This is a genomic window from Enterovibrio calviensis DSM 14347, assembly GCF_000621165.1.
GTDB lineage: Bacteria > Pseudomonadota > Gammaproteobacteria > Enterobacterales > Vibrionaceae > Enterovibrio > Enterovibrio calviensis.
On record NZ_JHZA01000008.1, the window covers coordinates 1 to 13,315 of the forward strand.

General features: G+C 48.3%; 11 protein-coding genes and 2 tRNA genes. 5 read left to right on the forward strand and 8 right to left on the reverse strand.

From position 1 onward, the window contains the following. Nucleotides 1–18: 18 nt before the first annotated feature. From Q365_RS0106975 to Q365_RS0106990, 4 genes are all read right to left on the reverse strand, one after another. Nucleotides 19–94: transfer RNA gene (locus tag Q365_RS0106975), tRNA-Gly, on the reverse strand. Nucleotides 95–98: 4 nt separating this feature from the next. Continuing rightward, nucleotides 99–172: transfer RNA gene (locus Q365_RS0106980), tRNA-Cys, on the reverse strand. Nucleotides 173–341: 169 nt separating this feature from the next. Continuing rightward, nucleotides 342–941 carry an alpha-ketoglutarate-dependent dioxygenase AlkB family protein gene (locus Q365_RS0106985; RefSeq protein ID WP_028022671.1) on the reverse strand — a complete coding sequence of 200 codons (600 nt, stop codon included), beginning with the start codon at nt 939–941 and terminating at the stop codon, nt 342–344. 78 nt (nt 942–1,019) lie between these two features. Next, nucleotides 1,020–2,303, reverse strand: coding sequence for an NAD(P)/FAD-dependent oxidoreductase (locus Q365_RS0106990; RefSeq protein ID WP_028022672.1), 1,284 nt, complete (start codon nt 2,301–2,303; stop codon nt 1,020–1,022). Between the two features lie 199 nt (nt 2,304–2,502). On the opposite strand from Q365_RS0106990, the gene Q365_RS0106995 reads away from it, so the two are divergent. Beyond that, nucleotides 2,503–3,546 carry an ABC transporter substrate-binding protein gene (locus tag Q365_RS0106995; RefSeq protein WP_028022673.1) on the forward strand — a complete coding sequence of 348 codons (1,044 nt, stop codon included), beginning with the start codon at nt 2,503–2,505 and terminating at the stop codon, nt 3,544–3,546. Nucleotides 3,547–3,708: 162 nt separating this feature from the next. Here the strand turns inward: Q365_RS0106995 and Q365_RS0107000 are convergent, their stop codons facing one another. Further along, nucleotides 3,709–4,440: a sulfite exporter TauE/SafE family protein gene (locus Q365_RS0107000; protein ID WP_028022674.1), complete on the reverse strand. Its 732-nt coding sequence runs from the start codon at nt 4,438–4,440 to the stop codon at nt 3,709–3,711. A 159-nt stretch (nt 4,441–4,599) separates the two neighbouring features. Between Q365_RS0107000 and ltaE the strand changes: the two genes are divergently transcribed. The 4 genes from ltaE (at nt 4,600) to Q365_RS0107020 (ending at nt 10,027) form a co-directional block, all read left to right on the forward strand. Then, nucleotides 4,600–5,610, forward strand: coding sequence for a low-specificity L-threonine aldolase (gene ltaE, locus Q365_RS0107005; protein ID WP_028022675.1), 1,011 nt, complete (start codon nt 4,600–4,602; stop codon nt 5,608–5,610). 77 nt (nt 5,611–5,687) lie between these two features. Then, entirely contained in the window at nt 5,688–6,626 is a 939-nt protein-coding gene (locus tag Q365_RS0107010; RefSeq protein WP_028022676.1) for a DUF808 domain-containing protein, read from the forward strand. 93 nt (nt 6,627–6,719) lie between these two features. Then, nucleotides 6,720–7,487, forward strand: coding sequence for a 3-hydroxybutyrate dehydrogenase (locus tag Q365_RS0107015; RefSeq protein ID WP_028022677.1), 768 nt, complete (start codon nt 6,720–6,722; stop codon nt 7,485–7,487). A gap of 167 nt (nt 7,488–7,654) precedes the next feature. Then, a complete protein-coding gene (locus tag Q365_RS0107020) occupies nt 7,655–10,027 on the forward strand; it encodes a Lon protease family protein (protein ID WP_028022678.1) in 2,373 nt (790 codons plus the stop codon). 133 nt (nt 10,028–10,160) lie between these two features. Here Q365_RS0107020 and Q365_RS0107025 read toward each other — a convergent pair whose 3' ends face one another. The 3 genes from Q365_RS0107025 to Q365_RS0107035 all read right to left on the reverse strand — a co-directional run bounded on the left by Q365_RS0107025 (nt 10,161) and on the right by Q365_RS0107035 (nt 13,192). Then, nucleotides 10,161–11,546 (reverse strand): TRAP transporter large permease, encoded by a 1,386-nt coding sequence (locus tag Q365_RS0107025; RefSeq protein WP_028022679.1) that lies wholly within the window; start codon nt 11,544–11,546, stop codon nt 10,161–10,163. Then, entirely contained in the window at nt 11,533–12,075 is a 543-nt protein-coding gene (locus tag Q365_RS0107030; RefSeq protein WP_028022680.1) for a TRAP transporter small permease subunit, read from the reverse strand. Before Q365_RS0107030 ends, Q365_RS0107025 begins: the two co-directional genes overlap by 14 nt. Nucleotides 12,076–12,139: 64 nt before the next feature. Further along, nucleotides 12,140–13,192: a TRAP transporter substrate-binding protein gene (locus Q365_RS0107035; protein WP_028022681.1), complete on the reverse strand. Its 1,053-nt coding sequence runs from the start codon at nt 13,190–13,192 to the stop codon at nt 12,140–12,142. Nucleotides 13,193–13,315 lie beyond the last annotated feature (123 nt).

The following is a 13,315-nucleotide window of genomic DNA, read 5'->3' on the forward strand; positions in this document are numbered from 1 at the left end:
AAGTCGTTAACAAGAACTTGGAGCGACACATCGGGTTCGAACCGATGACCTCAACCTTGGCAAGGTTGCGCTCTACCAGCTGAGCTAGTGTCGCAATATGGAGGCGCGTCCCGGAGTCGAACCGAGGTACACGGATTTGCAATCCGCTGCATAGCCACTCTGCCAACGCGCCTTTGTCCACCCGCCTCTGGAAGTTGTTTCCCGCTGCGGTATGGGTGGGCATTCTACGGATTCACGTGATCTAGTCAACACTATTTCATAAAAAAAAGTTCGTTCGCTCAAAATCACGGCAAAGACGACATAATTCGACCATTACGAGCCTTTTTTAGCCTGTAATCACGCTAATAAATGATCTTACGGAAGGTAAGGTTGATTCTCGCTTCCCTCGTTTTGGCGGTTTTCGGGAGTGCGTGTTGCCAAAAAGTCTGAGTTTTGCCTGCCATTATGAGTAAAGAACCCGATCCCAATTCAAATTCACGCTTTTCTCCAGTGTGAATATGCTTCAACACAAACCGACGGCTCTCTCCCAGCGTCAGTGATGCGATGTTAGGGGAAGGCCCTAGCTCTCTTTCATTATCCTGATGCCACCCCATGTAGTCTTGCCCATCGCGATAGAGATTCGCCAATACCGTATTGAACTCATCACCAGCCACGCGAGAGCATCTGTTCTTTAGATTATCGAGAAGTGGAGGAAATTTTGCGGGAGGTAGCATTAAGCCGGAGTAAGTATAGCCATGTTCGCCAAACCAAGCTTGTAGGCGAGGTTGAAGGACTTCACGGCCAAACATCTTTATAGGCAATTGCTGCCATGGAAGTGTACTAAGGAGAGATTCAAACATCAGCGCCGCTTCATTGGCGCTGATGAAATCGGGTTGCCAATACAATTTACCGTCTGGCAAATCTATCCAACCCGTTTGTTCAAACAAATCACCTTGATTCATGCCTTCACTCTCATGTCCTCTTATCTACTCACTTTAAACACATTGAGCATGAAGGAACAACCGTGGAGGCACGTCAGATTATTTTGCGAGAGCGTCTTCTAGTTTAGCTTTCCAAATCGCCATCGCGAGAGCCGGTTTACGCAGCACTTCAGGAGTCGGAATCCAGCTTTGTTTAACGCGAGAGAACACGTCGAATCGACCCGCCTGCCCTGCCATTGCCTCAGCAACCACACGACCCGCGATGTTAGTTAAACCAACGCCGTGCCCCGTATAACCATGGGCGGTATAGATATCGTTACCAAGGTGTGCGATTTCTGGCATGTAGCTTCGCGTTACAGCGAACAGCCCACCCCAGTGGTATTCCATTTTCACATCGCCCAATTGTGGGAACACTTTGAGCATGCGCTGGCGCAAACGCTCTTGGCTGTCAGAGTATTCGCCATTGAATGGATGGTTCACGCCACCAAACAAAATACGGCCATCTGCTGTTGGACGCAGGTAGTCTAAACAGTTGTTCAAATCAGACATCGCCATCATATTACTGATCGGCTGTCGATCGCCCAACTGCTCAGTCACCGCTATATAAGAAGCAACAGGCAATACCTTGGACTGCGCTCTGCGGTTCAAGCCATCAAGATAAGCATTACACGCTAGCAACACCTGCTTTGCTTTAACACTGCCAGTCGCCGTTTTTACCGTGTTAACACCCGAGCCTTTTTCAATTTTGATGACCGGACTATTTTCATAGATTTCCGCACCCACCGAAATTGCCGCCTGAGCCAGGCCCAGTGTGTAGTTTAACGTGTGAACGTGGCCGCTATTTGGGTCGAACAAGCCGCCTAGGTAACGACGTGTGTTCGCCACTTCTTCGATTTTATCCGTGTCCCACCATTGCGCGACAGGATAGTTATAGCGACCTTGCTTAAGTTCGTGCCATGACTTCAGTTCTTCTTCTTGGCCTTTGTTCAAAGCCAGTTCGATATAGCCTTCTTGGAAGTCACAACCAATGTCGAATTCCTTAATACGCTCGCGAATGATATCGATAGATTCAACAGACAAGTCCCACAACTGCTTGCCCCATTCAGGGCCATAGGTTTCGTCGACTTCACGTAACCCCAAGCAATACCCCACCAGCGCCTGTCCGCCATTACGACCAGAACCGCCGAAAGCAATGCGTTGGCTCTCAAGAACCACAACACTCATGCCCTGCTTACGAAGCTCGATAGCAGCGTTTGTCCCCGTCAAACCCGCACCAATAATACAAACATCCGCTTGAATATCATTGGTTAACGTTGGTTGCTCTGGAAGCACGTTTGCTGTTGCTTGGTAGTAACTATCGATATACCCGTTTTCTTTCGCCATTTTGCGACTAAATCCTGCCTATGCGTAAAAAGATGGCGAATATTCGCACCAACACCCCCATCTGGCAAGTGGAATTCACTGACGTCTTATCATGCAAATTGTTACTCATTGACGCTAAATTTGGTTGACTATTCAAACAATTGTTTTGATGATGCGCGTTCAATTTCTGGCTTGGTATAGCCATCAAAGGACTAACGTAATGAACCAACATCTTAAAGGGGTGACCGCGGCGAGCATCGCACTTTCCGCAACTTTGTCTTTCGGCGTTTCAGCAAACAACGAAGTACTTAACATCTACAACTGGGCCGAATATATGCCCATGAACGTCATTAGCGCATTCGAAAAAGAATATGGCGTGACGGTTAACTACTCGACGTTTGAAAACAATGAATCTATGTATACCAAGCTAAAGTTGCTTGACGGTAAAGGTTACGACCTCGCATTCGCGTCTACGTATTTTATCCAACGTATGAGCAACGAAGGCATGCTGGCGAAAATCGATAAATCGAAGATCCCGCATGTTAAAGACATTATTCCGGGCTTGATGGCACAGCCCTTCGACAAGAAAAATGATTACTCTCTTCCCTATATCTGGGGTGTAACGGGTATTAGCTATAACGGCGATATCGTCGACGGTAGCAAAGTCACCAAGTGGGCAGATTTGTGGAAGCCCGAGTTTGCTGGCCAACTCATGCTGCTAGACGATGTGCGTGATGTGTTTGGCATGGCGCTAAAAACCAAGGGTTACAGCATCAACACCACGAACGAAGCTGAAATCAAAGAAGCCTATGAACTGCTGAAAACTCTGCGTCCTAGTGTTGTTGTCTATAACTCAGATGCTCCTCACGTACCGTTTGTAACGGGCGAAGTGGGTATTGGTCAGCAATGGAATGGCAATGCCTATTTGGCACAAGCTGAAATGGATAACATCGAATTCATCTATCCTGAGGAAGGTTCAATCCTTTGGATGGACAACTTTATTATCCCGAAAGGTGCAGCAAAAGTAGAGCTTGCCCATCAGTTCATCGACTTCCTTTACCGACCTGAAAATCAGGCCGCAATGGTTGAAGAACTTGGCTACCCAGCACCAAGCAAACGTGCCAAAGAAAAGCTGTCGGCTGAATATACTGAGAACAACGTCATTTTCCCTTCAGACATTGATGTTGAAAAAGGTGAGTTCACCAACGATGTTGGCGGCGCAGTTAGCATCTACAACCGCTACTGGCAGCTACTGAAAAGCTAGCCGCCCTTTTCAATTACGCCATTACACTAAAAAACCGCAGTTCAGGCTGCGGTTTTTGTTTGTGGAACATGACCCAAGTGCAGTTCGGTACACTCTCTACGTTCGATTCAATATCCACCGCCAATTGCCAACTGCCAACTGCCAACTGCCAACTTTCAACGCCTAGCTCGATTTGAAGAAAAGCAAATGGGCAGCGCTAAGAGAAATGGCGCCACGAACAATGATTTTCAGTTGATCCGCAGAAATTTTTGCAAACACCTTATAGCCGATAAACATACCCAAGAACAATGCGGGCAACCCAACCGCGCTGGCTTGCAGCGTTTCTATGTTCACAAGGCTCAAACTCACCAAGCCCACCAGTTTTAGGATATTTAAGGTAAGAAACGCCCAGACACGAGTCGCTACATAGGCGTGCTTTTCCATTTTTTGTTCAAGAAGGAACAACCCCATCAAAGGCCCCGCTGCATTGGCGAGCACACCAACAAACCCACACAATGCACCAGCAAAGCCCGCTGAATAGCGATGTGAGAAGACGGGTAATGGATGGTAATCAAGCCAAAGAGATAATCCGAGTAACCCAAAGATCAGCACGCCTAACATGGTCATAAACGTGCTCGGATCAATGCTACCGAGCACCAAAGTGCCGACTAATACACCTATCGCGCCGAACGGAACAAGTTTCGCCAGCACACCCCAGTTAACGTTTTTACGGTATGTCATAACCGCCACTAAATCCGTCAGTAGATAGAGCGGGACGATAACTCCTAAAGCCTCCGGGCCAGGAAACGCGAGCATCATTAAAGGGAGGATAATCAGTCCAAGGCCGCCGATGGAAAACTTAGAAAAGCCCGTCACCAAGCAGGCGAGTGAAATAAAAACCCATGACATTTCCATCGTCGTTCCTCTGTTGATCTTGTATGCGTCTTTAGGCATAAAATATTGAATGACTCAACATATGGACGTTGGCGAAATTCATGATGTTTTATAATTACTTTTCACGGAATCGAGAGTAATCTTACCCCTCGATCACCGTTGTAGTCAGGATAGCTTAGAATGATTGATTTTCGCTCAGATACAGTAACTCAACCCGATACAAAAATGCGTGAAGCCATGGCGAATGCGCCGGTAGGCGACGACGTTTATGGGGATGACCCAACCGTCAACGAACTTGAGCGATGGTCAGCAGAGCGACATGGTTTTGAAGCAGCCGTTTTCACCTCATCAGGCACTCAAGCTAACCTGCTGGGTATTCTCGCACACTGCGATCGTGGGGACGAGTATCTGTGCGGACAACAAGCGCACAATTACAAATATGAGGCAGGCGGTGCTGCGGTGCTAGGTTCGGTCCAGCCGCAACCTATCGAGAACAATAAAGATGGCACACTTTGCTTTGAAAAGTTGGCTGCCGCTGTCAAACCTGACGATGTTCACTTTGCTCGTACCAAACTACTCAGCCTTGAAAACACCATCGGCGGTAAAGTCCTTCCGATGAGCTATTTGGCTCAAGCGCGTGAGTTTGCTAATAAGCACCAACTTAAACTTCATTTGGATGGCGCACGCGTTTATAACGCTTCAGTTGCTTTAAATGTCGACATCAAAGAGATCAGTCAGCATTTCGATTCAATGACCATTTGTTTATCTAAGGGGTTAGGCGCGCCGATTGGCTCGTTGTTACTGGGTGATGCAGAGTACATTCAACGCGCTCGTCGTCTTCGTAAAATGGTCGGTGGCGGTATGCGCCAAGCAGGTATTCTTGCCGCAGCAGGCATGATAGCGCTGACCGAAAACGTAGAACGTCTCAAAGATGATCATGACAACGCTCGCTACTTGTCCGAAAGTTTGGGGGCGATTCAGGGTTTCAATACCTTTATTTATCCTGTGCAAACCAATGTTGTCTACGCTGACGTTGCTGCCCACATTGATATTCATGCCATTGCCAGTGCACTGAAAGAACAAGGCATTCTAGTATCACCGGGATACAAGGCCATGCGTTTTGTTACCCACAAAGACGTTACCAAAGCCGATATTGACGCGTTACTCGCTGCGATTGAAAAACAATTGTAGTCGCCTATAACGATGGCTTTACGGTAACTGAACAGAGGCGGATTTCCGCCTCTTTCTATATCTGATAAGGAGACACCATGGCTGGAGCTAGCTTGCTTACCCTACTCGATGACATCGCGACGATACTCGACGATGTCTCCCTGATGAGTAAAGTCGCGGCGAAAAAAACAGCCGGCGTACTAGGGGATGATTTGGCGTTAAACGCCGAGCAAGTTTCCGGTGTCAAAGCCGATCGCGAACTCCCCGTGGTATGGGCCGTTGCGAAAGGCTCCTTTCTCAATAAGCTGATATTAGTCCCTGCTGCACTCGCGATTAGCGCAGTCGCCCCTTGGCTTATCACTCCACTACTTATGTTAGGAGGCCTGTTTCTCTGCTTTGAAGGCGCAGAGAAGATCCTCCATACCTTCTTCCACAAAAAAGACTCACACAATGCAACAACCTCCCCTCAAAGCGATGAGGTAGATTTTAATACCGCTACACTCAACGCCGCAGAGTTTGAATCGCAAAAAATCAAAGGCGCGATTCGCACCGACTTCATTTTGTCCGCAGAAATCATCGTCATCACCTTGGGCGTCGTGTCAGAAAGCAGCTTTCTTACGCAAGTGATCACCCTGTTTGGTATCGCTTTCGCCATGACAGTGGGCGTTTACGGACTGGTGGCAATCATTGTTAAAATCGACGATGCGGGGTTGTATCTCAGCCAAAAACGCATGGCGATCACTCAAGCCATTGGCCGTGGTTTACTGGCCTTCGCCCCCATATTGATGAAAGGCCTTTCCATCGTTGGTACGCTCGCCATGTTTTTGGTCGGAGGCGGCATTCTGACACATGGTGTGCATGTCTTATCTGAATGGATTGGTGATGCCGCACAAGAAACGGCCTTGATTCCTTCTGTTGGAACCATTATTTCTGCCGTGCTCCCTACCCTGCTCAATGGCATTCTTGGTTTGATCGCAGGCATTATTGTTGTTGGTCTCGTGACTTTGGTTAGCAAGCTTAAACCCAGCAAATCCTAAAAATAGTTCCGTCACTGCGTAATACTGCGGATTGACGCTCTCTGCAAAGCTGCTTAGCTTATATCCAAACATGACATGTAATGGAGAGCAGGGATGACGGCAAAACATGTATTGATCACGGGTGGTGCAAGTGGCATTGGTTTGGGTATGGCGCAAGGTTTTGCAAAAGCGGGCTATCGCGTCACATTGTCCGACATCAACTCAGACGCGCTAAACGCAGCCGTTGAACAACTGGCCTCAGCGTATGATGTGACGGTAAAAGGTATCACGCTCGACGTGACAGATTCTGCGCAAATCGCCAGTACTCCGGATCGCGTAGACGCGCCAGTCGACATACTGATTAACAATGCCGGCATTCAATTTGTCTCCGCACTAGAAGCCTTCCCAGAAGATAAATGGCGACTCATCATCGACATATTGCTGACAGGCCCAGCCATGCTGACCAAGGCATTCCTGCCTCAGATGTACCAACAAAACTTCGGTCGCATCATCAATGTTGGGTCGATACATAGCCTAGTCGCCTCCCCTTATAAATCGGCCTATGTTGCGGCAAAGCATGGCTTATTGGGTTTTTCTAAAACCATCGCACTCGAAAGCGCAGAGCATGACGTCACTATCAATACGCTCTGCCCTTCTTACGTCAAAACACCGCTGGTAGAGAACCAAATCATTTCGCAGGCACAAAGCCATCAAATCAGCGAAGAAGAAGTCATCAATACCATCATGCTAAAACCTATGCCGAAGAAGGCTTTCATTGCACTGAGTGAATTGGCCGATACTGCGCTTTTTCTTAGCTCCTCAAGTGCAAAAAACATCACCGCACAAGCGATTGCGATTGATGGTGGTTGGACTGCTCACTGATATTTAACTGCTCAACGAACACTTTTTGCGCACTTGTTCACCATTGCTAGGTGAATATAGTGCGCCAGCCCACATTGCCAACAACTCCTCACGGCTTTATCTCAAAATCAGTAAGTTAAGAGCGCTACACTGAGTCTATACAAGGAAATCAGTGTAAGGAGAGCGCTATGACACACTCGCCATTAACAAGTGACAAGCTCTATCGCACTTCAGAACTCAATCGACTCAACGTTTCTTCTACTAAGCACCTTGAGCCTTTAGACGAAATCGTCGGTCAAGATCGTGCTCGTCAAGCCGTTGAGTTCGCGATGTCGATTCAAGAGAAAGGCTACAACATCTACGCCGTTGGCCAGAATGGGCTTGGAAAGCGCACCATGGTCATGCGCTATCTCAGTCGCCACTGGGACTACAGCCACCCAATTTACGATTGGTGCTATGTCGTGAATTTTGACGATTCGCGCATGCCAACCGTGCTTCAATTGCCTGCGGGCCGCGGTCTAAAACTCAAAAAAGACATCGAAAAACTGATGGGAAGACTCAGTAATTCCCTGCCGATGGCTTTTGACAATGAAATGTACTATTCACGCGCCGATGTCCTGAAAAACGGTTTAACCGAGCAGCAAGAAGGCGCGCTGCAAGAACTCAGTGACGCCGCAAAGGCACAGCACGTCAGCCTTTCTATCACTGGCTCAGGTGACTACCAATTTATTGCCTTAAATGGCGAAGAAGCGCATACCGAAGAAACCTTCGACGAATTGCCTGAAGAAGAGCAAGCGCTATTCGACCAAGTGATTAAAGATTTGGAAGTGCAGCTTCGTGGGCTAGTGCGCAAACTGACAGACTGGGAAGAACAGTACGCCGAAAAACAATTGAAGCTCGATGAAGAAGTGGCAACAGAAGTCGTTTCCCATCTGTTCAAGAAAATTGTCGATACCTATCAAGATTTGCCGCAAGTTAAGAAATACCTAAAAGCGATGCAAAGCGACATCATCGAGAACTTGGACATCTTCCTACAAGAAAGTGAAGAACAAGCCGCTCTTGCTTATGCTGCGCTCGACAAAAAGCTACCACGTCGTTACCAAGTTAACGTGCTGGTTGCGCAAGACGAAGATGTGCCGCCCGTTATCGTGGAAGACAGCCCGACCTACCACAACATTTTTGGTTACGTGGAAAACGCAACTTACAAAGGGACGGTATTTACTGACTTCTCCTTGATTCGCCCAGGTAGTATTCATCGTGCTAACGGCGGCGTATTGCTGATTGATGCGGTCAAAGTCCTTGAACGCCCTTATGTTTGGGATGGCCTAAAACGTGCCCTTAGCTCCCGTAAAGTTAGCTTAAGCTCACTGGAGCGCGAAGTAACACTCAGTGGCACGATTTCGTTAGAGCCTCAGCCAATCCCACTGAATGTGAAAATCATTCTGTTTGGTGATTACAAAACGTATACCTTGCTTCAACACTACGATCCGGAGTTCAGCGAGCTGTTTCGTGTTACTGCGGACTTTGAAGACGACATGCCACGGAATGACGACAGCGAACTCAAATACGCCAAGTTCATTTCGAGCATCTGTCACGACAACAGCCTATTGCATTGTGATCAAGGGGCGATCGGTCGAATCATCGAGCACAGTTCACGCCAATCTGGGGATCAGGACAAGCTGTCTCTGCATTCATCAGACATTGCCAATTTACTGCGTGAGTCGAACTACCAAGCTCGCAGTGGCAAGTCGAACTTGGTCCGCGCATCACACGTCGAAAAAGCCCTCGCTAGCCGCGATCTGCGTGTGAGCCGTCTGCGTGATTATGTGATGGAAGGCTTTACCACAGGCACAACGCTTATCGACACCCAAGGCACCAAGGTGGGTCAGATAAATGCGCTTTCCGTGCTAACAACCAATGACTTTAGTTTTGGTGCGCCTAACCGCATTACGGCTACCACCTCGTTTGGTGATGGCGAAGTGTTGGATATTGAGCGCAGCGTGAAGCTTGGCGGTAACATTCACTCGAAAGGCGTCATGATCCTCACGGCTTACCTTGCATCTTTACTTGGGAAAACAGCCAAGATCCCTCTCACTACCCACATCACGTTCGAACAATCGTATGGTGGTGTTGATGGTGACAGTGCGTCGATGGCTGAATTCTGCGCCGTGATTTCCGCCATTTCTGGCGTGCCATTGCGACAAGATATGGCTATCACGGGGTCGATGAACCAATTTGGCCAATCGCAACCTATCGGTGGTGTTAATGAGAAAATCGAAGGCTTCTTCGATGTATGTACCATTAAGGGGCCTAAATCCAAGCAAGGTGTGATCATCCCTCGCTCAAACGTGCATAACCTGATGCTGCGCAAAGACGTCATTCATGCCGTTGAGAAAGGCAAATTCCACATCTACGCTATTGACCATGTCAGCGAAGCCATTGCACTGTTTACGGGTCTTCCCGCAGGAGAACTGAGCGCCAAGGGCACATTCAAGAAAGGAACGGTACTCCACGAAGCCTTCATGCAACTTGAAGCGCTTAGAAAGAAGAACAAAGACTAACTCAGCGTCAATGTTCAACACTCAGAACGAGCAACTGGCGCAGTCCAACCCATAAAAAAGAGGCCGACATCATGTCGGCCTCTTTATATCTATCCCTTTCAGAAACGCACACGTTTAGCGGTATTTAGCGACATCAACCATACGCAATCGACGGCAGCCAAAGGATCAAGTTCGGCCAAAACACTAACGTAACCAGAGCAATCAATTGAAGGATGATAAATGGCACAACGCCTTTATAGATATCCATCAGTTTCACGCCCGGTGGACATACCCCTTTGAGATAAAACAAAGCAAACCCGACGGGTGGCGTCAAAAAGCTCGTTTGCAGCGCCATCGCCACTAACATCACGAACCACACCAACTCTGCGTTATCCAATCCCGGATACGTTCCGATATCCAGATCAAGACCAAGAACCACAGGCGCCAACAGTGGCAATACAATCAGCGTTATTTCAATCCAGTCTAAGAAGAAACCGAGAAGGAAAATTACCAGCAGTATGAATGCCACAATGCCATAAGGACCAAATGGCAGCGCTTCAAATGCTTGTTCGATAAACTCGTCACCGCCCAACTCACGCAGCACCAGCGCAAAACACGTTGCACCTATGAAGATGGCAAAAATGTAGGCCGTGGTTTTGTAACTATCGAGCAGCACATCTTTCAATACAGCCAGCGAAAAACGCTTGTAGTAGATAGCAAGCAACATGGCGCCAAACGCCCCGACACCGGATGCTTCCGTTGGTGTCGCAATGCCCATGAAGATAGAACCCAATACCGCAAAGATCAGTGCGAACGTTGGCACAATGGCCTTCGCTACGTCTTTGACAACATTCCAATCTGCACGCTTCGCATTCTCTGGTAACGGAGCCGCCTCTGGTTTCAACACACCAATGATGAGCAAGTAAACAATGTAGATAGTACCCAGCATCAAACCGGGGAACATTGCGCCCATGAACAGATCACCCACAGACAAACCGAGTTGATCGGCCATGATCACCAGCATAATCGAAGGTGGTAGCAAGATACCTAACGTACCCGCCGACGCCACCGTGCCCAATGCCAGCGGCAAGTTGTAGCCCTGCTTCATCATGGCGGGCAACGACATAGTCGCCAACAACACGACTGAAGCGCCGATGATGCCCGTGGATGCGGCGAGGATAATGCCAATCGCCATCACAGTGATCGCCAAACCGCCACGAACACGCCCGAATAAAGCCTGCATCGCTTGCATCAGTCGATCAGCAACGCCTGATCTGTCCAGCATATTCCCCATGAAAATAAACATGGGCAACGCCACCAAGATCCAGTTATCCATGATCTTATAGAGACGGTTGACCACCAGCCCTAGCGTGGTGAAATCGAGTCCTGTCCATGTATCGAGGTAGATATCGCTGTAATAGCCAATAATGGCGAATCCAACGCCTACACCACCTAGCACCCATGCCACGGGAATTCCGACAAACAGCAGCAAAATAAAGCTGCCAAACATTGCCATGATAAGAATCTCATTCGCTTCCATGCGAGCCTCCCTGACGCAACAAAGCGACGGCGCGAAGTAATCGAGACAAGCTAGCAAATGCCAACAACGCCACGCTGAATGGAATGGCCGATTTAATTAGCCATCGCCACGGTAAGCCTGACGGTGCATTCGAGCGCTCACTAACACGCCACGCTTCATACACAAAATCGAGTGAGTGAATAAACAAGACATAGGTAAACGGCCAAACGAAAAACATGACCGTGACAATCTCAACCCATGCTTTGGTTCTGGCAGAGAAACGATGATAGAAGATGTCAACACGGACGTGCGTACCTGTGATTTCGGCGTAAGACAAACCGAATAACACGCCAATGGCGTAAAGATGCCACTGCAGTTCCTCTAACGCGATTTGGCCATTGCTGAAGACCTTACGAAGCACTACCTGCGCGATAATCACCGCAACCAATAACAAATAACTCCAAGCGAATGTTCGTCCTACAATACGAACAACTTGGTCAATGCTATCAGCGAGCGGAGAAACAGGAAGTGAGTGAGAAGGCTGGGTCATAACTTGCTCCTTCACCCAAGTTAACGAAAGCGGGTAGCGTCCTGCTACCCGTCATAACAGGGGTTTAATTACGAGGTAGGAAGCCTTTCGATTCCCAGATCTGGTAGTTTTGGCGGAATTCAGACATGTCTTTCCACACTTTGTCGAAGTACGGGTCTTTCTTCTGCTCTTCCACAACATCCAACCACGTGGTTTGGAACAAGTTCAGCATGTCGTCATTCCAGTAACGAAGCTCTACGCCCTGCTCTTGGGCTTTTTGCATCGCTTCAAACTGCATTGACTCACCTTCAGCAATCGAATTCGTCATTGATGCCAAACATAAGGTTTCAACCGCAGACTGCTGGTCTTCGTTCATATCGTTCCAAGTGTCTTTGTTGATCAGAAGTTCAAAGACCGTGGCTTGCTGGTGCCAGCCAGGGAAGTAGTTGTACTTGACGATCTTTTGGAAGCCCAAACGCTGGTCGATGGCAGGTTGAGAGAACTCACTTGCATCTATCGCACCTTTCTCAAGCGCACCAAATATTTCACCGCCAGGCAGTTGCACTGTGCCTACGCCGAGTTTTTCCATGACTTGGCCGCCTAAGCCAAAGAAGCGCATGGTCAACCCTTTGAGATCTTCTGGCTTATCGATAGGCTTTTTAAACCAGCCTGATGTCTCTGGCGAGATAATGGCACACGGCAGGACTTTCACGTTGTAACCAGCTTCATCGTACATGCCTTGATACAGTTTCAAACCGTTGCCGTAAAACAGCCAAGCCATATATTCCGGCGCTTCTGGGCCAAATGGTACCGCTGAGAATAGCGCCGCGGCTGGCATTTTCCCTTGCCAGTAACCCGCTGTTGCGTATCCAGAATTCACTTTACCACTGGAAACTGCATCAAGAATTTCTAGTGGTGCAACCAGCTTACCCGGCTCATACACTTTCATTCTGATGGTGTTTCCAGTGACGGGTTCAATTCGTTCAGATACCCATTTAATCGGTGTGCCGAGTGCAGGAAGGTGAGTACCAAATGCTATCGGTGTTTTCAGTAACACTTTGTCCGCCAACGCTGAGCCAGAGACGCACAGGGTAGCGACGGCAAGCGCTTTTAATGTCGTTGAAATTGGTCTGTTCATTGTCCACTCCTTGGTGCGCAGCATCACTGTTTTGTATGTATTGTTATGCTGCTTGTCGGGTTGAGGTTTAGAGCACATTGAGACTGTTAATAATTTGTTACCGTCTAGATTATCGGTGCAACA